Genomic DNA, 21821 nt, shown 5'->3' with positions numbered 1-21821 from the left:
AAATCCGGCTAGTCGGGTCTGACTGAAAAAACCCGGTTGTATGGTTTTGGGGCTCCTTCGCAACCCAACGGGGATAAATCCCCTCGCCACAAGGTTACTCAGCAGTCTTGTAGATCAATGATCCCGAAACTGTTTATGGCAAGCAGTGCAGGCGTCTTCAACTTTCTGCACCGCAGGCCCCAGGTTGCTGGCTTTATACGGCTGGACCTGACTGGCGATCACCAATTCACCGGTGGCCGCTTCAAGGTTGCGGGCCATTTCCTGAAAACGCGCCTGCTGCTTCCAGACATCGTCCTTGGCGCTGGTGTGATCTTCCTCGCGAACCTGCGGGAAATGCTTCCACGGCTCATGGGACAACGCATCGAGTTTCACCGCACCTTCGGCGAATTTCGGCCCATCGAACGGAATACGTCCACGCAACATGCCGCCGAGGTCTTCACCGGTCTTGAGCATTTGCTTGAAGATCGCCTTGCGTTGGCCCAGCGGCGAATTCGGATCGACACCGCCACAGGCGGACAAGGTCAGACAGGCCAGCAATACAACAGAAATTCTTTTAAGAGTCATGGTGGCTTCAGGTCACGGAATTCGGCGGCCAGTATCCTCGCGTCACCGCCAAACACCAATAGCCCTATTAAAAATACGGGTTGCTTGAACGCATGGAGCATTCGGGCAACCGGCACAGGAATCACTCCATGAACAGCCGTTTCCAGGCCTGGCGTCACCCGCTGATCGCAACCCTTCCGCTGCTGGCAATCCTCGCTGGCTGCACCGGTGGCGAGACTGCCAAGCCGAAAACCCATGCCCTCGCGACCTATTCCAGTGCCACTTGGGAAGCACTGCCGGCGGTGTCTGATAGCGACCTGGTCGCCGGTTTCGGTTCGTGGCGCAGCGCCTGCACCCGACTCAAGGCTGATACGGTCTGGGGCCCGACCTGCGCAGCAGCAGCCACAGTGCCGCAAAGCGCCACGGAGATTCGCGCGTTCCTCAAGCAGAATCTGGATGTCTACGGCCTGCGCGCTGAAAACGACAACCCCAACGGTTTGATCACCGGTTACTACGAACCGGTCTACCCCGGCAGCTTGACGCCGACCGACACGGCCAATGTGCCCGTGTATGGCGTGCCGGAAGACATGATCATTGTTTCACTGGACAGTATTTATCCAGAACTCAAAGGCAAACGTCTGCGCGGTCGCCTCGAAGGTCGCGTGCTCAAGCCTTACGACGACGCAGCGACCATTGAATCGAAAGGCGTCAAAGCCCCTGTGGTTGCCTACCTGACCGATCCGATGAACCTGCAATTTCTGCAGATCCAGGGTTCCGGGCGTATTCAGACCCAGGACGGCAAACAGCTGCGTATCGCCTACGCCGATCAGAACGGTCATCCGTACCGGCCGATCGGGCGCTGGCTGGTCGAACAAGGTGAGCTGAAGAAAGAAGACGTGACCATGAGCGCAATCAGCAACTGGGCCAAAGCCAATCCGGCGCGCATCCCGGAACTGCTCGGCAGCAATCCGAGCTATGTGTTCTTCACTCGCAACCCGGACAGTAACGAAGGCCCTCGTGGTTCGCTGAACGTACCGCTGACTGCCGGTTACAGCGCGGCAGTGGATCGCAAGGTGATTCCGCTGGGCAGCCTGCTGTGGCTGTCGACCACCCGCCCGGATGGCACGGCACTGGTGCGCCCGGTGGCGGCGCAGGATACCGGCGGCGCGATTGCCGGCGAGGTCCGCGCGGATCTGTTCTGGGGCACCGGTGATGCGGCCGGGCAACTGGCCGGCGACATGAAACAGCAAGGGCAGATCTGGATGCTCTGGCCCAAAGGCGCGGCGCTGCCGCAAGTGCCGCAGGTGGCTGACAAACCCTGAAAAGCAAAAGATCGCAGCCTGCGGCAGCTCCTACAGGGATTAACACATAACCTGAGTAGGAGCTGCCGCAGGCTGCGATCTTTTGATCTTGCTTTACCTAAACCGAAACAAAGAAGAACGAAGCAATCAACCCCATCCCCACAAACCACACCAGCGACCGCAAGATCGCCCAGTCCGCCAGATAGCAAATGATGTACAGCAGACGACTGGTGATAAACAGCACCGCCAGCACATTGACCGTCACCAGCTGCGCCGTGCCCACCAGGTGCGCAACGATCACCGCCGCCGCAAACGCCGGCATCACTTCAAAGCTGTTCAGTTGCGCGGCATGCGCACGTCTCGCCACACCGCTGAGGCTTTCGAGAAAGTCGCGCGGATCATGGTTGTCACTCAGTCTGTAACCGCCCACGGCCTTGGCCACACCCGTGCAGACATACGGCAGAAAAATCGCGACCAACACACACCACAGAGCCACCGTCATAACGCCGTCCTTTTTTCGATTTATAGAATTCGCAGGCCGTCAGAACTTCATGATCAACATGCCGATCAGCACCAGCCCACAGGCTAAGAGCCGTGGCCGGCCGAAAGGTTCTTTCAGGTAGCGCATACCGAACAGCACCACCAGAATCACGCTGATCTCGCGCAACGCCGCCGCTTCGGCAATCGAGCCCAACTGCATCGCCCACAGCACCAGAGCGTAGCTGGCCAACACGCAGAAGCCCACCGCCAGCCCGAGCTTCCACTCCTCGCGCCAGAACAGCCGGAACGCCGGGCGCTTGGCGACCCACGCCAACAGCGGAAACGGCCAGGCACTCAGCAGCGTCACCCAGACCAGATAATCCAGCGGGTGCGACCAGCGTCGCAGCGCCTGGCCATCGATGTAGGTGTAGCAGCCGATGCACAGGCCGATCAGCGCCACCACCGGCAGCATCGACCACGGCAGGTGTTTTCCGCCGCCGCCCTGCCAAAGCAGACAAACCATGCCCAATGGAATCAGCATGATGCCGAAGATCTGCTGCGTGGTGAGGACTTCGCCGGCGAAGATCAGCGTCAGCGCCAGCACCACCAGTGGCGACAACCCGCGCATCAGCGGATAGACCAGGCCGAGATCGCCGACCCGATAAGCCTGGATCAACAGGTAACGATAGAGCAGTTCAAACGCCGCAGAAGCGAGAATCCACGGCCAGATTTCCATGGGCGGCAGACTCACGAACGGCAACGCGATGGCGACCACCAGCAGCGCCACGGTGTCCATGCACGCCACCACCAGCAGCCGTTCGGCGCTGAATTTGATCAATGTGTTCCACGTCGCGTGCAACAGCGCCGCCACCAAAACCAAAGCTGTCGCCAGCACGTCTTACCCCTTGTTTTTATAGTCTCGATGTAGGAGCTGTCGCAGGCTGCGATCTTTTGATTCTGATTTTTAACAACCAGATCAAAAGATCGCAGCCTGCGACAGCTCCTACAGTGAGCACCCGAAAACCCAAACGGTTAAACATCCGAAAACCGAATAGTCAGATTATTGATTCGCGATGTGTCAGCAGCTGTTTATACTGCAACCGACCACGCCGCACTCAGTTGCGCACAGAAAAATACCAATAATTCCTGCCTGCCCCGTACTCATTCGAGAACGGTCGCTGGCCTGCGTATGCCTGATCAACGCGTCAAGACTAACGACAGAGACCTTGCGCATGCCACTCGCCTTGCTTGCCCTTGCTGTTGCCGCGTTCGGCATCGGCACCACTGAATTCGTCATCATGGGCTTGCTGCCCGACGTCGCCCGCGACCTCGCCGTGAGCATTCCTCACGCTGGCCTGTTGATCACCGGTTATGCCCTGGGCGTAGTGTTCGGCGCGCCGATCCTGGCGATCGGCACCGCCAACATGCCGCGCAAAGCGACGCTGCTGGGCATGACGCTGATGTTCATCCTCGGCAATATCCTCTGCGCCCTCGCACCGAACTACGCGACATTGATGGCGGCGCGCGTGGTCACCGCGTTGTGTCATGGCGCGTTTTTCGGCATCGGCTCGGTGGTCGCCGCCGGACTGGTGGCACCGAACAAACGCGCGCAGGCAATTGCCATGATGTTTACCGGCCTGACGCTGGCCAATGTCCTCGGCGTGCCGTTGGGTACAGCGCTCGGTCAATACGCCGGCTGGCGCTCGACGTTCTGGGCAGTGTCGGTGATTGGCGTGATCGCGGCGCTCGCGCAGTGGTTATGGCTGCCAAAACACATCCCGATGGACAAGGCCAATCTCGCCAGCGAATTCAAAGTGCTGGGCAAGGTCAATGTGCTGTTGGCGTTGGGCATGAGCGTATTGGCGTCCACCAGCCTGTTCAGCGTGTTCACCTACATCGCGCCGATCCTGCAGGACATCACCGGTGTCAGCCCGCACGGCGTGACCGTGATGTTGCTGCTGTTCGGCGTCGGCCTGACCGGTGGCAGCATGCTCGGCGGGCGCTTGGCCGATAGCCGTTTGCTGCCGTCGCTGGTCGGTGTGGCCTTGGCGGTGGTGGTAATTCTCGCGGCGTTCAGCCAGACCAGCCGTTCGGTGATTCCGGCCGCCATTACGCTGGTGCTGTGGGGGATTTTTGCCTTTGCGCTGTGTCCGATCCTGCAATTGCTGATCATCGATCAAGCGCATGAAGCACCGAACCTCGGCTCGACGTTGAACCAGAGCGCATTCAATCTCGGCAATGCGGCGGGTGCGTGGATCGGTGGTCTGGTGGTTGCCAGCGGTGCGGATCTGGCGGACTTGCCGTGGACGGGTGCGCTGGTCGGTGTATTGACGGTGCTGACGGCGCTGTTTTTCATCTATCTGCAACGTCGCGAAGCGGCTGCGGTCAATGTGTCCGGCTGATCGGGTTTAGCCTGCAAGAGCCCTCACCCTAGCCCTCTCCCAGTGGGAGAGGGGACTGACCGTGTTGAGTGTTTGAGTTACATCGACCTGAAATTTCGAGCCGAACTCAGGCCCTGAAAGACTTGAAGATCTGCTCCCTTTCCCCCTCTCCCTAAGGGAGAGGGCTGGGGTGAGGGGGCTGTTGATCTCATCACACCCTCAACTGTGTCCCGATCCTGACTCAGCCCATCCAACCCCTGCACCAAAGATTCGGTGCGCTGTCTTTCCACCCCTCATCCAAAGGACCCCGGATGCTTGAACTTGTCGCCGCTTTCATCTGCCTCACCACCCTCCTCACCTTCGTCAACTTCCGCTTCATCGGCCTGCCGCCGACCATCGGTGTGATGGTCACTGCGCTGTTGTTCTCCCTGTTACTGCAAGGCCTGAGCGTGCTCGGCTACCCCGGCCTCGAAGAACGCGTGCAGCAACTGATCGGCCAGATCGACTTCGGTGATCTGTTGATGAACTGGATGTTGTCATTCCTGTTGTTCGCCGGCGCCTTGCACGTCAACCTCAATGATCTGCGCAGCTACCGCTGGCCCATCGGTTTACTGGCGACTTTCGGCGTATTGATCGCCACCGCGGTGATCGGCAGCCTCGCCTTTTACATCTTTGCCCTGTTCGGCTGGCACGTGAGCTTCCTCTATTGCCTGTTGTTCGGCGCGCTGATCTCGCCGACCGATCCGATCGCCGTGCTCGGCGTGCTGCGTACCGCCAATGCGTCGAAACCGCTGAAAACCACCATCGTCGGCGAGTCGTTGTTCAACGACGGCACCGCAGTCGTGGTGTTCACTGTGCTGCTGGGCATCGCTCAACTCGGCGAAACCCCGACCATCAGTGCCACGGCCATGCTGTTCGTTCACGAAGCGATTGGCGGCGTGTTGTTCGGCGGGATGATCGGTTACCTGGTCTATCGGATGATCAAGAGCATCGAGCAGCATCAGATCACGGTGATGCTCACTCTGGCGCTGGTCATCGGCGGTTCGGCAATGGCCACCGAGATTCATGTTTCGGCACCGATTGCGATGGTGGTCGCCGGTCTGATCATCGGCAATGTCGGCCGTAATCTGGCGATGAACGAAATGACCCGGCGCTATCTCGACGGTTTCTGGGAATTGCTCGATGACATGCTCAATGCGCTGTTGTTCGCGCTGATCGGCATGGAGCTGTTGCTGCTGCCGTTCAACTGGCTGCACGTGGCGGCAGCGAGTTTGCTGGCGGTGGCAATTTTGTTGTCACGCCTGCTGACCGTGGCCCCGGCCATCGTCCTGCTGCGGCGCTGGCGGACGGTGCCGGCCGGCACGATCCGGATTCTGACCTGGGGCGGTTTGCGCGGCGGTGTCTCGGTGGCACTGGCGCTGGCCCTGCCGCTGGGCCCGGAGCGCGATCTGCTGCTGAGCATCACCTACATCGTGGTGCTGTCGTCGATCCTGTTGCAGGGCCTGACCATCGGCAAACTGGTCAAGCATGCGACTCGCAATGAGCCAAGTACCGCGACTGAGTCAGCGCACTGACGCATGCCTGCGGCGCCGTCGTGGATTACTGTCATGACGCGTCGCCGAGCAATTCGAGCAGATGCCGCATCGCTAATGGGCGGTGCGGCGTCGAGCTGTGCATCACCACCAGTTCGCGCGAATAGCGCTGCCCATCCCCCACCGGCATGACACACATGCCGTCCAGCGCCATCCCGGCCCATTGCGGCACCAGCGATACCCCCATCCCCTGCGCGACCAGCATGACGATGGTTTCCAGCGCATCCAGCTCACAGAGCACATTGGGTTCGATCGCCTGCTCATCGAGGTAGCGCTGAGCAATCTGCCCGCCCCATGAACGCGCGTCGTAACGTATGAGTGGGCCTGCGCGCAGCAGCGTTTCCAGCGATTGCCCGGCGTGCGCGGCCGGAGCAACCAGAACCAATGGCTCAACCTTAAGCACAGTCAGCGCCATGGCCTTGGGTGGCTGAAACGGCGGCCTGACCAGAATCGCCGCGTCCAGGTCGCCTGCCAGCACTTTCTCGTAAAGGCTTTTTGAATCACCCGGCGTGATCTTCAATTTCAGCGCCGGCGCCGATAACGCCAAGCGCTCGATCAATCCCGGCAACACACCGGTCAGCGCCGTCGAAATCGCCCCGATCTTTACTTCACCCGTCAAAGCATCGTGATGCAGATCGTTTTGCAGCGCCTGCGTCTGGTCGATGATCGCCCTGATTTGCGGCAGCACCAGCAAACATTGATCCGTCGGCCGTGCCGCATGCGCGGTGCGCAGCAACAAGGCATAACCCAATGATCGCTCGAGTGCCTGCACCCGCTGACTGATCGCCGCTGCCGTGCGGTTTTCGCGGCGTGCGGCCGCCGCAATCGAACCGGTTTCAACCACCGCGATCAGGCTTTGAAGAAAGCGCACGTCCATAAGTTTTCCTTTCGCTCAGAACAAGGCGAAGCCGTTTTGCCTCGCCGATCAGCCTGTTTACCCTGAGCGCTCCTTCACTCGGGGCTATCACATGAACAGACCCTTTCACGCTGCATACCATGTTTGCGACCTGGAACAGGCACGGATTTTTTATCGAGATGTGTTGGGTTGTACTGAGGGCCGCAGTACAGAGAGCTGGGTCGACTTCGATTTTTTCGGCAATCAGATTTCGCTGCACTTGGGCACACCCTTCGCCACCACCCGCACCGGACACGTTGGCGAACACAAAGTGTTGATGCCGCACATCGGTGTCGTTTTGCCGCTCGAAGAATGGCTGGAACTGGCCGAGCGCCTGAACCGTCTCGGCAGCGTTTTCGAGATCCCGCCATTGATCCGCTTTGCCGGCGAACCTGGGGAGCAACGCACGATGTTCTTCCTTGACCCCAGCGGCAACCCGATCGAAGTCAAAGGCTTCAAGGACTTCAGCGGCCTGTTCGCACATTGACTCCACCCCCAACAACCACAAGAAAAAAGGGGCACAACATGAGCAGCAAAACACCCACCAGTCTTGTCACGCGCATCATGATCGGGCTCGTTGCCGGGGTTATTGTCGGCATCCTTCTCAACCAGTTTCCCGAATACAAAACCTGGTTCATCGACAACTTGCTGCAACCGGCAGGAGACCTGTTCATCAGGCTGATGAAAATGATCGTGGTGCCGCTGGTCTTTGCCTGCATGGTCGTCGGCATAGCCGGCGCGGGCAGTACCAAGGCGCTTGGCCGGGTCGGGATAAAGACGCTGGTGTATTTCTTCACGATCACCAGCATCGCCATCGTCTTCGGTCTGATTGTCGGTAACGTGTTCCAGCCCGGCGCTGGTGCGGACTTCAGCAGTACCCTACAGGCACCGGTCAGCGGGCTGGCCACTTCAGGTGAAACACAGAATCTTGGCCGAACCCTGGTCAACATCGTTCCGGACAACATCGTACTGGCGATGTCGCAGGGCAAACTGCTCTCGGTGTTGTTCTTTGCCATCCTGTTCGGCTGCGCCCTGTCGATGCTGCCCGAGCAACAGAAGGCGCCGTTGATCGCGGTGATGCAGGCGGTTTCCGACACCATGTTCAAGGTTACGCATCTGGTCATGCACTATTCGCCGATCGGCATCTTCGGCCTGATCGGCGTGACCGTGGCCAGCTTCGGGTTGAGTGCCTTGCTACCGCTGGCCAAGCTGATCGGCATCACTTACGTAGCAGTGCTGCTGTTCGCATTCTGCGTGCTCGGGTTGGTGGCAAGAATCGCCGGTATCCGTTTTTTTCACCTGATCCGGGAAATACGCAGTGAACTGCTGTTGGCTTATAGCAGCGCCGCTTCGGCCACGGTGATGCCGCAACTGATCGAGAAAATGGAGCGCTATGGAGCGCCGCGCCCGATTACCAGCATGGTCATTCCACTGGGCTACTCGTTCAACCTCGACGGCGCATCACTGTTCGCGGGGCTAGGCACCTTGTTCATCGCCCAGGCTTACGGCATCGACCTCGGGCTGGCAGATCAGGCCATGCTCGTATTGATCATGGTGCTGACATCAAAAGGCGCGGCCGGAGTGCCTGGTTTCATGTTTATCATTCTGACAGCAACGCTCACCGCCGCCGGATTACCGGTGGAAGGCGTGGCGATCATCGCCGGCGTGTACCGTTTGATGGACATGCCGGTGACCGCACTCAATGTGTTGGGCAATGCGTTGGCGCCGTTGGTCATCGCACGCTGGGAGGGACAGCTCAAGGCACCGCAAAGCGAACCGCTCGCACAACCGGCCAGCCCGCCACTCAAGGCCTGAACCTATTGGCGCTTGCTGTCCGGCTCATCCTCGCGGGGTTCGCCAGAGTCTGGTTTATCAGTCTTCGGCGCCCCGCTCTCACTGCGGATCTGTGCATGACTGATCAGCGCGAAGATGAAGCTGCCGCCAATGATGTTGCCCGCCAGCGTCGGCCCGGCAAAGACCATCCAGAAATCGCTCCACGGCAATTCGCCGGCAAACACCAGGTACGACACCTCCGCCGAACCGACGACGATGTGGGTGAAATCGCCGAGCGCCATCAGATAAGTGATGAGGATGATGATCCACATCTTCGCGCTCTCCATGGACGGGATCATCCAGACCATGGTGGCGATCATCCAGCCGGAAACGATGCCTTTGGCGAACATCTGGCTGGCGTGGTTTTCCATGACCTTGCGGCCGATTTCGAGGAAGGCGTGATCGGTCTTGGTGTCGAAGATCGGCAGTTCGAGCATCACGTACGCGACCAGAATCGTGCCGCAGAGGTTGCCGACCAGCACCACCGTCCACAGGCGGATCAGTCGGCCGAAATTGCGCATCGTCGGCTTGGTCATGACTGGCAGCACGGCGGTCAGGGTGTTCTCGGTGAACAGTTGCTGACGGGCGAGAATCACCGCCAGAAAGCCTGCGCAGTAACCGAAACTGGCGATCACCTTGAATTCGTCACCTTCGGGCAGGCGCGAGTTGAGCAGGCCCATGCCCATCAACGACAGGCCCATGGTCAGCCCGGCCGCCAGTGCCGACCACCAGAGTGCGGCAATGCTGCGCTCCAGTTCCTGATCGCCTTGTGAGCGGATGATTTCGTGCAGGACGGCCGCGCGCGGCGGCTGGCTCTTCTCGACTTCGTGCTGTTCTTTGGCCGAGAGATCGGGGGTCTTGCCGTCGGTGGGGGTGGTCATGGCGTGGCAACCGTGGGGGGGTGGTGTTTACCTACGACCCTTGCGGCTTGTAATACGTTCTGTGAGCGCCACGCTAATAGTGTAGGAGCTGCCGAAGGCTGCGATCTTTTGACTTTGTTTTTTGTAAAGCAAGATCAAAAGATCGCAGCCTTCGGCAGCTCCTACAGGGGTCGCGTTATTTAGTGACTAATTCGTCTTCCTGAAACTGGTCTTTGACATATTTGATTTCAGTGCGGCCATGCGGTGCCGGCAGGCCGTCTTCGCCAAGGTTCACGAAAACCATCTTCTCGACGGTCAGAATGCTCTTGCGAGTGATCTTGTTGCGCACTTCACAAGTCAAGGTGATCGAGGTGCGGCCGAACTCGGTGGCGGTGATGCCCAGCTCGATGATGTCGCCCTGGCGCGAGGCGCTGACGAAGTTGATCTCGGAAATGTACTTGGTCACCACGCGCTGATTGCCCAGCTGCACGATGGCGTAAATCGCCGCTTCCTCATCGATCCAGCGCAGCAAGCTGCCGCCGAACAGGGTGCCGTTGGGGTTGAGGTCTTCGGGTTTTACCCATTTGCGGGTGTGGAAATTCATCTTCACTCCTGAGTGTCTTGCCGAACGATGGACGGTATCTTGGCAGACTGAGCGGTCATGCTCCATGCGGCTTCGACTATGGTCGTCATTAACGATCTTCATCTGGCCGACAGAAACCCTTTGGAAGATCAGTCTAGACGGCTATAATCGCCACCGTTTCAAAACGGTCATCTTCAATTGATACCGTTTTCCCGCCACCTGTCCGAGGGGCGCTGCAGCAGGTTCAACCTGTCAGGCTCGGATGGGGCGTTGACTGGCCACGGCCGGACACTAAACGCACAACGGCGCCCATTCGCATACATTACGAATGGAGGCTCATCATGAGCGCTGTTATCACGCCTGCAGATTTTAACGATTACAAAGTTGCCGACATGTCCCTGGCTGCCTGGGGCCGTCGCGAAACCATCATTGCCGAATCGGAAATGCCAGCTCTGATGGGTCTGCGTCGCAAGTACTCCGGCGAACAGCCGTTGAAAGGCGCCAAGATCCTCGGCTGCATCCACATGACCATTCAAACTGCCGTACTGATCGAAACCCTGGTTGCCCTGGGTGCCGAAGTTCGCTGGTCGTCGTGCAACATCTTCTCCACTCAGGATCAGGCCGCTGCCGCTATCGCTGCTGCCGGCATCCCGGTTTTCGCCTGGAAAGGCGAAACTGAAGAAGAATACGAGTGGTGCCTGGAGCAGACCATCCTGAAGGATGGCCAGCCATGGGACGCCAACATGATCCTCGACGACGGCGGCGACCTGACTCAGCTGCTGCACGACAAGTACCCACAGGTTCTGGATCGCGTTCACGGCGTGACCGAAGAAACCACCACCGGCGTACACCGTCTGCTGGACATGCTGGCCAAGGGCGAGCTGCGCATCCCGGCCATCAACGTCAACGACTCGGTGACCAAGTCCAAGAACGACAACAAGTACGGCTGCCGTCACAGCCTGAACGATGCAATCAAGCGCGGTACCGACCACCTGCTGTCCGGCAAGCAAGCGCTGGTCATCGGTTACGGTGACGTGGGCAAGGGCTCCGCTCAGTCCCTGCGTCAGGAAGGCATGATCGTCAAGGTTTCCGAAGTTGACCCGATCTGCGCCATGCAAGCGTGCATGGACGGTTTCGAACTGGTTTCGCCGTTCATCGACGGTATCAACGACGGTTCCGAAGCAAGCATCGACAAAGCGCTGCTGGGCAAGATCGACCTGATCGTGACCACCACCGGCAACGTCAATGTTTGCGACTCGAACATGCTCAAAGCCCTGAAGAAGCGCGCCGTTGTCTGCAACATCGGTCACTTCGACAACGAAATCGACACCGCTTTCATGCGCAAGAACTGGGCATGGGAAGAAGTGAAGCCTCAGGTACACAAGATCCACCGTACCGGTGCTGGCGCTTTCGACGCTCAGAACGATGACTACCTGATCCTGCTGGCCGAAGGCCGTCTGGTCAACCTGGGTAACGCCACTGGCCACCCAAGCCGCATCATGGACGGTTCGTTCGCCAACCAGGTTCTGGCACAGATCTTCCTGTTCGGCCAGAAGTACGCCGACCTGTCGCCAGCCCAGAAAGCCGAGCGCCTGACCGTTGAAGTACTGCCGAAGAAACTCGACGAAGAAGTGGCCCTGGAAATGGTTCGCGGCTTCGGCGGCGTGGTCACTCAACTGACCAAGCAACAGGCTGACTACATCGGCGTGACCGTCGAAGGCCCGTTCAAGCCGCACGCTTACCGCTACTGATTGGCTGAGCGTCGACGCGGTGTGCCTGGCGCACCGCGTTGCCTGACTGGCGCTGCTGACCGCTCTGTGTAGGAGCTGCCGCAGGCTGCGATCTGTTGATCTGCAAAGATCGCAGCCTGCGGCAGCTCCTACAGGGTGCAGCGTCCGGCTTACGTGTTTCCAAGGGTATGACCATGTCCCAAGACCGTCGCTACAGCTTCGAGTTCTTCCCGACCAAGACCGATGCTGGGCATGAAAAACTGCTCGCCACTGCCCGTCAGCTGGCCACTTACAATCCTGATTTCTTTTCCTGCACCTATGGCGCTGGTGGTTCGACCCGTGATCGCACCCTCAACACCGTTCTGCAACTGGAAAGCGAAGTCAAAGTACCGGCCGCACCGCACCTGTCGTGCGTCGGCGACAGCAAGGACGACCTGCGCGGCCTGCTGAACGAGTACAAGGCTGCCGGCATCAAGCGCATCGTTGCCCTGCGGGGCGATCTGCCGTCCGGCATGGGCATGACCAGCGGTGAGCTGCGTCACGCCAATGAACTGGTTGAATTCATTCGTGAAGAAACCGGTGATCATTTCCACATCGAAGTCGCTGCTTACCCGGAGATGCATCCGCAAGCACGCAACTACGAAGACGATCTCGCCAACTTCGTGCGCAAGGCCCGTGCCGGCGCCGACAGCGCGATCACCCAGTACTTCTTCAACGCCGACAGCTACTTCTACTTTGTCGACCGTTTGCAGGCGCTGGGCGTGGATATTCCGGTCGTACCGGGGATCATGCCGATCACCAACTACAGCAAGCTCGCGCGCTTCTCCGATGCCTGCGGTGCGGAAATTCCGCGCTGGATCCGCAAGCAACTGGAAGCCTATGGCGATGACACGCAAAGCATTCAGCGCTTTGGCGAGCAAGTCGTCAGCGAGATGTGCGAACGCTTGTTGCAGGGCGGCGCGCCGGGGCTGCATTTTTATTCCATGAACCAGGCTGAGCCTAGCCTGGCGATCTGGAATAACCTGAAGTTGCCGCGTTAAGCATCAAAAGAAAGATCAAAAGATCGCAGCCGTCGGCAGCTCCTACATTGGTGTTAATTACACCTGTAGGAGCTGCCGACGGCTGCGATCTTTTGCTTTTGAAGCCCCGAAACAGAGCTTGTGCAGGCACTTTCTGGCTCTTTCGCGTTTCTCGTCGTAATCTCAAGCCATGCCTTTGATCACACAGTTATTCGCCGTGCTGGTTTTTGCTTGCCTGAGCTTTGCCGCTCGAGGCGAGAAGTTGCGTATTGTCACCGAGCCATGGGCGCCGTACGTGTATGAGGAAGGCGGCAAGAACCTTGGGCTCGACTACGAAACCACGGCCATTGTCTTCAAACGCCTGGGCATTGAAGTCGAATGGCAATTCCTGCCGTGGAAGCGTTGCCTGTCGATGCTCGAAACCGGCCAGGCCGACGGTGCACTGGATATTTTTCACAGCGATGAACGCGACGCCACCCTGCTCTACCCGAGCGAGCCGCTGTCGGACGTCGAGTTCGTGATGTTCTACGCCAACAATCGGCCGCATCCGTTCAGCAAGCTCGAAGAACTCCAAGGCCTGACCATCGGCACCTCGCCGGGCTATCTGTACAGCCCCGACTTCAGCAATTCGACACTGTTTACCCGCGAACCGGCGCCGACCCACGAGGCCAATTTCGGCAAACTGGTGCGTGGCCGGATTGATCTGCTGATCACCGATCGCCGCGTCGGCCAGCATTTGCTCGACGAGTTGGATATCCGCAATCAGATCACTGAAAACCCTACAGTTATTAGCCGTCAGAGCCAATTTCTCGCGGTTCGCCGCAATGCCGGCATGGATTTACTCGTACAGCGCTTCGGTGCCGAGCTCAAGCGCTTCAAGCGCGAGCCGGCCTATGCCGAGCTGAGCGCCCGCTATGGCGCAGCTCCGGCGGATGCCGCGCCGTTGAGCAATGCCTCGGCGAGCAGTAAAACCGTTGAGCAGCAGGAAAGCGGCGCACAGTGATTGCTCTGTTATACTCCGGCGTTCCCGCCAGGCTCACGCCCGGACGCCCGGAACCGTAACAGGCCTCTCGACCCGCTACAGCGCAGCTTTGCAGCCCGCGCGAGCACTCCAGACGTGCCTTCGGAACCGCAGCAGGACCGGACGGGATTGCGTCCTCTTAAACGTGATTCGCGCCAGGCAAGACTCCCATTGGGCCAAGCCCTAACTAAAACAGGATTACTCATGTCCTTTGCTTCCCTCGGTCTCTCCGAGGCTTTAGTCCGCGCCATCGAAGATGCGGGCTATACCGAGCCTACTCCGGTGCAACAGCGGGCTATTCCCGCCGTGTTGCAAGGTCGCGACCTGATGGTTGCGGCACAGACAGGTACCGGTAAAACCGGCGGTTTCGCCCTTCCGATCCTGGAGCGGTTGTTCCCCAACGGTCACCCGGACAAATCCCAGCGTCACGGCCCGCGCCAACCGCGCGTACTGGTCCTGACCCCGACCCGCGAACTCGCGGCCCAGGTTCACGAGAGCTTCAAGATCTACGCCCGTGACCTGAAATTCGTCAGCGCCTGCATCTTCGGCGGTGTCGGCATGAACCCACAGGTTCAGGCCATGTCCCGTGGCGTCGACGTACTCGTCGCCTGCCCGGGTCGTTTGCTCGACCTCTGCGGCCAGGGCAGCGTTGACCTGTCCCACGTGGAAATCCTCGTCCTCGACGAAGCCGACCGCATGCTCGACATGGGCTTCGTGCACGACGTGAAGAAAGTTCTCGCGCGCTTGCCGTCCAAGCGTCAGAACCTGCTGTTCTCGGCAACGTTCTCCAAAGACATCACCGACCTCGCCGGCAAGCTGCTGCACAACCCGGAACGCATCGAAGTGACGCCGCCGAACACCACGGTCGAGCGCATCGAACAACGCGTATTCCGTCTGCCGGCCAGCCACAAGCGTGCGCTGCTGGCGCACCTGATCACCGCTGGCGCGTGGGAACAGGTACTGGTCTTTACCCGTACCAAGCACGGCGCCAACCGTCTGGCCGAGTATCTGGACAAACACGGCCTGCCGGCTGTGGCGATCCACGGCAACAAGAGCCAGAACGCGCGCACCAAAGCGCTGGCCGATTTCAAGGCTGGCGAAGTACGCATTCTGGTCGCCACCGACATCGCTGCACGTGGTCTGGACATCGACCAGTTGCCGCACGTGGTCAACTTCGAACTGCCGAACGTTGATGAAGACTACGTTCACCGTATCGGCCGTACTGGCCGTGCCGGTCGTTCGGGCGAAGCGATCTCGCTGGTCGCACCGGACGAAGAAAAACTGCTGAAAAGCATCGAGCGCATGACCAAGCAGAAAATCGCCGACGGCGACCTGATGGGCTTCGATTCGAGCACCATTGAAGCCGAGAAGCCGGAAGTGCGCGAGCGTCCGGACGTGCGTAACCCGCGCAACCCACGTGGCCCACGCGGCGACGGGCCGAATGGCGGCGGCGGTGGCGGCGGTCGTAAAGACAAGGGCAAAGACAAGGGCAAAGAGAAGCCGGCCGGTGAACGTGGCGAGCGTCCTGCCCGTCAGCAGAAACCGCGCGAAGGCACTCCGGCCCGTGAACAGCGTCCGAGCCAGCCACCGCGTGCGGCGGCTGATCGTGCACCGGACGAGTTCCTCGACGACGATGTGGACAACTTCGGTAACCGCGTTGACTACGTGCCAAAGCCTGCCCCGGCTGGCGGTCGCGGCCGTCGTCCAGGCGCACCGGCGCAGGGCGCAGGCGCAGGTTCCGGCGCACCACGTGGCGGTCAGCCACAAGGTCGCCAGAACGGCCCGCGCAACAGCAACGGCTCGAGCACCGGCACCCCACCGGCCAAACGCAGCGGCCCGCGCAATGGTGCACCGCGTGATGGTCAGCCGGCTCGTCGCGATGACGCTTCGTCCTCGCGCAACCGCCGTCCAGCCCGTGACGACCAGCCACGCAGCGAACCGGCTGTGCAAAACCCGCGCAGCAACGGTCCGAAGATCATGCACAAGGAATCGAAAGCCGACCGCTTCCCGACACCTGAGCAGCTCGATCAACTGCCAGCTCGCCCGCGTGGCGAAAAACCAGCCTTGCTGACCCGCAATCGCTGATTTGACGCTGCGATGAAAAATGCCCCGCCTCGCAAGAGCCGGGGCATTTTTTATGGACGACCCCAACCCGCATTCTGTAGGAGCTGCCGAAGGCTCGGGCCGCGATCGGACGATCTTTTGATCTTAGAAAAGCCAACATCAAAAGATCGCAGCCTTCGGCAGCTCCTACAGGGGGAATTGTGTTTTGGCGGGCAATAAAAAACGCCCCCGGCCTTTCGACCGGGGGCGTTTTTGTGTGGCGGGGGAAAGTTATTTAACTTTCACGCCTTCCAGCGAGATGTCCAGATCTGCAGTTTGCGAGGTAGGACCTGGGCCCTTGATCCCGAAATCGTTCAGGTTGAGGGTGGTGGTGGCGTTGAAACCAGCACGCTCGCCGCCCCATGGATCCTTGCCTTCGCCGTTGAACGTGGCCTTGAAGGTCACTGGCTTGGTCACGCCGTGCAGGGTCAGGTCGCCAGTCACGTCAGCAGTCTTTTCACCGGTCGGTTTAACGGCAGTGGAGACGAACTTGGCATCAGCAAACTTGCCAACATCCAGGAAGTCTTTGCTGGCGATGTGCTTGTCACGTTCAGCGTGGTTCGACCACAGGCTGGCGGTTTTCACATCAACAGCGATCTTGCTGGCTTCAGGCTTGGCCGAATCCCACGAGAAAGTACCGTCGAAATCTTTGAAAGTACCGTGGATGAAGCTGTAACCCAGGTGGCTGATTTTCCAGTCAACGAAGGCGTGCTGACCTTCCTTGTCGATTTTGTAGTCCGCTGCCATGGCCTGAGCCGAGAGCAGTGCAGAACCGATTGCCAGAGCGGCCAGAGTCTTTTTCAACATGCTTTCTTTTCCTTTGAGTCGAGGTTGAATTTCAGGCTTTGCGACCGAGCATTCGTGTCAGGGTCGCATCACGATCGAGAAAGTGGTGCTTCAATGCTGCCAACGCATGGAGACCGGAAAAAATTACCAGCGCCCACGCCAGCCAGAGATGAATCACCCCAGCGGTATCTGCCTGATCCGGTAGCCCGGAAACCAGTGCAGGAACTTCAAACAGGCCAAACACCGGGATCCCGACACCGTCTGCGGTGGAAATCAGGTAACCGGCAAGCATCACAGCGAACAGCGCCAGATAGAGAAACCCGTGGCCGAACTTGGCGCCGATACGAGTCATGCGGCTGTAGCTTTGCAGCGTCGGCGGCGGTGGGCTGATAAAGCGCCACAACACCCGCAACACCATCACGGCCAGCAACACCAGGCCGATGCTCTTGTGCAGATCCGGCGCCTCTTTGCGCCAGCTGCTGTAGTAATCCAGCCCGACCATCCACAGGCCCAACGCGAACAGCCCGAAGACCACCAGCGCCACGCCCCAGTGCATGAAGATGCTGACCCAACCATAGCGCGATGAAGAGTTACGTAGCTGCATTGCCCAAATCCTGTGAGAACTGCGAACCAAGACTAGCGAGTTATCTATCGAATTAAAGCGGAAAATTTCGCTTTGAAATATCGATAAATACGATCAAGAGTCTGTAAGTGGCGTGTTAAGGAAAGATTAAAGGCGATTACGGCGTGGGGCGTCTGGACAAATGATCGTTGCTGAACCCTCGGGCGCCTGCACAAGCGCAAGCAAAGGTGGCCATGGGAAACTGCCGAACGGGACAGAGTTATTCGTGGAACCGGCCCTTTATTCATGGCTGATTAGTTATGAAGCACCGCCGGTGGTTGCAGGCAATCGGCGCTGTAGGGATCTATCTGGCATTTATGCGCGAGTTCTGAACTATAACCGCCAGGTAATAAGCGCCCGTTGGAGCAACCTGGAAGTGCAATCAGCAAAAGCATGAGCGTGAACGTTTTCATCAAGTGCCTCCTATTTTTCCCAGCATAGAATTGGCGCCGGGGCACCCGCTATCACCTCAGTCTGAGTACTTTGTGGGAAGGCTCCGGTACACAAGTAAGCCCCGTGACCGGATGGCGAAGGACAAAATTGCAGGGCAAAAAAACGCGACCCGAAGGTCGCGTTTTTTATTGAAGCAAAGGCTTACTGCGCCTTGGTCTCAGTAGTGGCTGCCGGTTTGGCCGCTGGCTTCTTCGCCGGTTCGGCCTTTTTCGCTGCCGGTTTGGCTGGGGCCTTCTTCGCCTCGGTTTTAGCTGCAGGCTTCTTCGCCGCTGGCTTGGCCGCCGCTTTCTTCGCCGGTTCAGCTTTCACCGGAGTCACTGGCTTCGGTGCTTCCACCGGAGCTGGCGCAGGTGCCGGAGTCGGCGCAGGCGCTGGAGCAACCGGAGCAGGAGCTGGCTCTGGCGCCTTCACAGGCTCTGGCTTCTTCTCGTCATCCGAACCGCCGAACAGGTTGCTGAAGAAGTTGCCCTTCTTCGCTGCCACGGCACCCGCCGCGCCTGCCGCTGCTGCAGCCGGCAGCACTTTGGCTGGCTCGAACGATTTGCCTGCCGCCAGATCTTCAACCTGACTGGCCGCACGCTGACCGGTGCGCAGTGCACCTTCCAGGGTGCCCGGGTACAAGGTGTCGGTGTGTTCGCCAGCGAACGTCACACGCTGCAGCGGACGTTCCCACAGACGCCAGAACTTGCTGATCTGGCCCGGGCCGTAAGCCAGGTACGCGCCACCCATCGAAGGATCGGTGCTGTAGCGACGGATTTCATAACCGGTGAACGAGCCACGGGCCTGTGGATAAAACGCGTGCAGACGAATCAGCACCTGATCGACCATCTGTTTGTCGCCAAACGCCTGCATCACGCGGGCATTGTCGCCGGACAGGTTGATCACCACGTTGGCGCCGCCCTTCAGGGCTGGTTCGATCCAGAGCATACCGAGACCGGTGTTGCTGTAGATCTCGCCGGACATGCGCGCCTTGCTTTCCCACACCGGCGTCTTGAACTTCAGCATGATCTGGTCGCGCCAACCGTAGTTGGTGCCCTTGATCGCCGCAAGATGCTGAGCATCCAGCGCAGGCGTCAGCGCAATCTTGTTCAGTGCACGCAATGGCACGGCCAGCACCACGTAGTCAGCCTGGTAGCCAACGCTGCCGACCTTGACGGTCACGCCGTCCTTGTCCTGGGTGATCGCCGACACTGGCGCGTTGGTCTTGATGGTTTTGATCTGTTTGACGAACGCCTGCGCCAGTACCTGGCTACCGCCGACCAGACGCGAAGCGCGCAGGTCACGGTCGGACACGCCGCGATAGACGCGGTTCTGCTGCGCGAAATACAGCAGCGACAGACGCGAAGGCTCGTCGTAGTGAGTGCGGATGTCCTGGTTGATCAACTGACGCGCGGTCGCTGGCAAGTTCTGCTTGTCGAGCCAGCTCGATACGGTGATCTGGTCCAGCGCGTGCAGGGTGTTGGTCGCGGCCGGGTTCTGCGGATCGTCGATCGAACGCGCCAGATCGTCGAGGGTTTTCTGGTAGCGCTTCAAGGCATCGGCGGTGGCCGGCTGCTTGGTCGCCAGATCAGCGGCGGAGAAATACTCGCCGTCGATCAGATAACCCGGCGTACGCACGAATTCCGGTGCTGGCGTGGTGCCCAGCTTGAAGGTCGAAACGTACTTGTTCAGCACCGGCTGGGTCTTGTCGTTGCCGATCCACTCGCTGGTGGCCATACCGGAGCGACCGCCCAGGCTTGGTTTGGCTTCCAGCAGGGTGACCTGCCAACCTTTGTTTTGCAGTTCGTAAGCGGCAGTCAGGCCCGACAGGCCGCCACCGATCACGATTGCGGTTTTATCCTTGGCCAGCGCCGTAACGCTGAACAGCCCCAATATCACCAGCGCACAGGCGCGCAGCCAACCGACAGACATTCAGCGAACTCCGGAAATACACAGAAAAAAGCAGTTGTGCGGGTCAGACGACCCAAAGAACCGCGAAGAATACGTTAGCCATCAAAACGCCGCCAGCGACGTCTATCGGCTCATACAAAGTAGCTCAATCGACACAATGGGTTGTCCCCGCGCGACGCATTGCATAGGCTTGCGCGATTGTTTGCCCGCGCCTGACGCGAGCCGCCTCGAGGAGACTGTAAATGGGCCTGAATAACCAGTGGATGCAACGCGACCTCGCGGTGTTGTGGCATCCCTGCACCCAGATGAAAGACCACGAACAGCTGCCGCTGATCCCGATCAAGCGCGGTGAGGGCGTCTGGCTCGAAGACTTCGAAGGCAAGCGCTACCTCGATGCGGTCAGCTCGTGGTGGGTCAACGTGTTCGGCCACGCCAACCCGCGCATCAACCAGCGCATCAAGGATCAGGTCGATCAGCTTGAGCACGTGATTCTGGCGGGTTTCAGCCATCAGCCGGTGATCGAGCTGTCCGAGCGTCTGGTGAAGATGACGCCGGAAGGCCTGAACCGGGTGTTCTACGCCGATAACGGTTCGTCCTGCATCGAAGTCGCGCTGAAAATGAGCTTTCACTACTGGCTCAATCGCGGCCAACCGAACAAAAAGCGTTTCGTCACCCTGACCAACAGCTACCACGGTGAAACCATGGCGGCGATGGCGGTCGGCGACGTGCCGCTGTTCACCGAGACCTACAAAGCGCTGCTGATGGACACCATCAAAGTGCCGAGTCCGGATTGCTACGGGCGCCCCGAAGGCATGAGCTGGGAAGAACATTCGCGCAACATGTTCGCGGCCATGGAACAGACATTGGCCGAGAACCATGACAGCGTCGCGGCAGTGATCGTCGAGCCGCTGATTCAAGGTGCTGGCGGCATGCGCATGTATCACCCGGTGTATCTGAAATTGCTGCGCGAGGCTTGTGATCGCTACGGCGTGCACTTGATCCTCGATGAAATCGCCGTTGGTTTCGGCCGTACCGGGACGATGTTTGCCTGCGAACAGGCCGGCATTCGCCCGGACTTCCTCTGTCTGTCGAAGGCCCTGACCGGCGGCTACCTGCCGCTGGCGGCGTGCCTGACCACCGACGAGGTCTACAGCGCGTTTTACGACGACTATCCGACCTTGCGCGCGTTCCTGCATTCGCACAGCTACACCGGCAACCCGCTGGCGTGCGCGGCGGCACTGGCGACGCTGGATATCTTCGAGCAGGACAACGTTATCGAGAACAACAAGGCGCTGGCCCAGCGCATGGCCTCGGCGACCGCGCATCTGGTCGATCATCCGAATGTGTCGGAAGTGCGCCAGACCGGCATGGTCCTGGCCATCGAGATGGTCAAGGATAAGGCCACGAAAGAGGCCTACCCTTGGCAGGAGCGTCGCGGTTTGAAGGTGTTCCAGCACGCGCTGGAGCGTGGCGCGCTGCTGCGTCCGCTGGGCAGCGTGGTGTATTTCCTGCCGCCGTACGTGATCACCCCGGAGCAGATCGACTTCCTCGCCGAAGTCGCCAGCGAAGGCATCGACATCGCTACCCGTGACAGCGTCAGCGTCGCCGTGCCAAAAGATTTCCACCCCGGCTTCCGCGATCCGGGTTGATTGCCATCTAAAGGTTTGAAAAAAACCCTGTGGCGAGGGGATTTATCCCCGTTCGGCTGCGCAGCAGTCGTGAAATCAGC

At 59.5% G+C, this 21821-nt stretch carries 20 protein-coding genes and 1 riboswitch; of the genes, 10 read left to right on the top strand and 10 right to left on the bottom strand.

The annotated features are described in order from the left end of the window. Window positions 1-114: 114 nt before the first annotated feature. A complete protein-coding gene (locus tag QOL84_RS21690; RefSeq protein WP_129395868.1) occupies window positions 115-564 on the bottom strand; it encodes a c-type cytochrome in 450 nt (149 codons plus the stop codon). A gap of 128 nt (window positions 565-692) precedes the next feature. Here QOL84_RS21690 and mltA point away from each other — a divergent pair, with 128 nt between their 5' ends. Beyond that, entirely contained in the window at window positions 693-1865 is a 1173-nt protein-coding gene (gene mltA / locus QOL84_RS21685; RefSeq protein WP_129395869.1) for a murein transglycosylase A, read from the top strand. Between the two features lie 97 nt (window positions 1866-1962). Here the strand turns inward: mltA and QOL84_RS21680 are convergent, their stop codons facing one another. Then, entirely contained in the window at window positions 1963-2346 is a 384-nt protein-coding gene (locus QOL84_RS21680) for an MAPEG family protein (protein WP_283438501.1), read from the bottom strand. Window positions 2347-2385: 39 nt separating this feature from the next. Next, entirely contained in the window at window positions 2386-3219 is an 834-nt protein-coding gene (locus tag QOL84_RS21675; protein WP_129395871.1) for an EamA family transporter, read from the bottom strand. 337 nt (window positions 3220-3556) lie between these two features. On the opposite strand from QOL84_RS21675, the gene QOL84_RS21670 reads away from it, so the two are divergent. Both QOL84_RS21670 and QOL84_RS21665 read left to right on the top strand, forming a co-directional pair. Continuing rightward, complete coding sequence (locus QOL84_RS21670) at window positions 3557-4726, top strand: MFS transporter (protein ID WP_283438500.1); 1170 nt, start codon at window positions 3557-3559, stop codon at window positions 4724-4726. A gap of 290 nt (window positions 4727-5016) precedes the next feature. Further along, on the top strand, window positions 5017-6279 hold the full coding sequence (locus tag QOL84_RS21665; RefSeq protein WP_283438499.1) for a cation:proton antiporter: 1263 nt from the start codon (window positions 5017-5019) through the stop codon (window positions 6277-6279). A 31-nt stretch (window positions 6280-6310) separates the two neighbouring features. Here QOL84_RS21665 and QOL84_RS21660 read toward each other — a convergent pair whose 3' ends face one another. Beyond that, window positions 6311-7174, bottom strand: a complete 864-nt coding sequence (locus QOL84_RS21660; RefSeq protein ID WP_283438498.1) for a LysR family transcriptional regulator — start codon at window positions 7172-7174, stop codon at window positions 6311-6313. Window positions 7175-7265: 91 nt separating this feature from the next. On the opposite strand from QOL84_RS21660, the gene QOL84_RS21655 reads away from it, so the two are divergent. Beyond that, window positions 7266-7679 carry a VOC family protein gene (locus QOL84_RS21655; RefSeq protein ID WP_283438497.1) on the top strand — a complete coding sequence of 138 codons (414 nt, stop codon included), beginning with the start codon at window positions 7266-7268 and terminating at the stop codon, window positions 7677-7679. 38 nt (window positions 7680-7717) lie between these two features. After that, window positions 7718-9007, top strand: a complete 1290-nt coding sequence (locus QOL84_RS21650; protein WP_283438496.1) for a cation:dicarboxylate symporter family transporter — start codon at window positions 7718-7720, stop codon at window positions 9005-9007. A gap of 2 nt (window positions 9008-9009) precedes the next feature. Here the strand turns inward: QOL84_RS21650 and QOL84_RS21645 are convergent, their stop codons facing one another. Together QOL84_RS21645 and QOL84_RS21640 are read right to left on the bottom strand one after the other, a co-directional pair. After that, window positions 9010-9906, bottom strand: a complete 897-nt coding sequence (locus QOL84_RS21645; RefSeq protein WP_283438495.1) for a formate/nitrite transporter family protein — start codon at window positions 9904-9906, stop codon at window positions 9010-9012. 175 nt (window positions 9907-10081) lie between these two features. Then, window positions 10082-10489 (bottom strand): acyl-CoA thioesterase, encoded by a 408-nt coding sequence (locus QOL84_RS21640; protein WP_016984776.1) that lies wholly within the window; start codon window positions 10487-10489, stop codon window positions 10082-10084. A 198-nt stretch (window positions 10490-10687) separates the two neighbouring features. Then, window positions 10688-10786, top strand: a riboswitch (S-adenosyl-L-homocysteine riboswitch). 23 nt (window positions 10787-10809) lie between these two features. Here QOL84_RS21640 and ahcY point away from each other — a divergent pair. The 4 genes from ahcY to rhlE2 all read left to right on the top strand — a co-directional run bounded on the left by ahcY (window position 10810) and on the right by rhlE2 (window position 16323). Then, the gene (gene ahcY / locus QOL84_RS21635; RefSeq protein WP_129395875.1) at window positions 10810-12219 is read left to right on the top strand and encodes an adenosylhomocysteinase; all 1410 of its coding nucleotides are present in this window, start codon (window positions 10810-10812) and stop codon (window positions 12217-12219) included. Window positions 12220-12392: 173 nt separating this feature from the next. Beyond that, complete coding sequence (gene metF, locus QOL84_RS21630) at window positions 12393-13238, top strand: methylenetetrahydrofolate reductase [NAD(P)H] (RefSeq protein WP_123376213.1); 846 nt, start codon at window positions 12393-12395, stop codon at window positions 13236-13238. Window positions 13239-13407: 169 nt separating this feature from the next. After that, on the top strand, window positions 13408-14220 hold the full coding sequence (locus QOL84_RS21625) for a substrate-binding periplasmic protein (protein WP_283438494.1): 813 nt from the start codon (window positions 13408-13410) through the stop codon (window positions 14218-14220). Window positions 14221-14442: 222 nt separating this feature from the next. Beyond that, window positions 14443-16323, top strand: a complete 1881-nt coding sequence (rhlE2, locus tag QOL84_RS21620) for an RNA helicase RhlE2 (protein ID WP_129395877.1) — start codon at window positions 14443-14445, stop codon at window positions 16321-16323. A 249-nt stretch (window positions 16324-16572) separates the two neighbouring features. Here rhlE2 and QOL84_RS21615 read toward each other — a convergent pair whose 3' ends face one another. From QOL84_RS21615 to QOL84_RS21600, 4 genes are all read right to left on the bottom strand, one after another. Then, window positions 16573-17148 (bottom strand): YceI family protein, encoded by a 576-nt coding sequence (locus tag QOL84_RS21615; RefSeq protein WP_283438493.1) that lies wholly within the window; start codon window positions 17146-17148, stop codon window positions 16573-16575. A 31-nt stretch (window positions 17149-17179) separates the two neighbouring features. Then, window positions 17180-17731 carry a cytochrome b gene (locus tag QOL84_RS21610; RefSeq protein ID WP_129395878.1) on the bottom strand — a complete coding sequence of 184 codons (552 nt, stop codon included), beginning with the start codon at window positions 17729-17731 and terminating at the stop codon, window positions 17180-17182. 272 nt (window positions 17732-18003) lie between these two features. Continuing rightward, window positions 18004-18162, bottom strand: coding sequence for a hypothetical protein (locus QOL84_RS21605; RefSeq protein ID WP_164979458.1), 159 nt, complete (start codon window positions 18160-18162; stop codon window positions 18004-18006). Between the two features lie 181 nt (window positions 18163-18343). Then, complete coding sequence (locus QOL84_RS21600) at window positions 18344-20113, bottom strand: flavin monoamine oxidase family protein (RefSeq protein WP_283438492.1); 1770 nt, start codon at window positions 20111-20113, stop codon at window positions 18344-18346. A 221-nt stretch (window positions 20114-20334) separates the two neighbouring features. Here QOL84_RS21600 and QOL84_RS21595 point away from each other — a divergent pair, with 221 nt between their 5' ends. Continuing rightward, entirely contained in the window at window positions 20335-21741 is a 1407-nt protein-coding gene (locus QOL84_RS21595; protein WP_007913711.1) for an adenosylmethionine--8-amino-7-oxononanoate transaminase, read from the top strand. Window positions 21742-21821 lie beyond the last annotated feature (80 nt).

Source organism: Pseudomonas helmanticensis (assembly GCF_900182985.1).
Classification (GTDB): Bacteria; Pseudomonadota; Gammaproteobacteria; order Pseudomonadales; family Pseudomonadaceae; genus Aquipseudomonas; species Aquipseudomonas helmanticensis.
The sequence above is the reverse complement of the archived record's forward strand: the minus strand, read 5'-3'. Positions and strand labels throughout refer to the sequence as shown.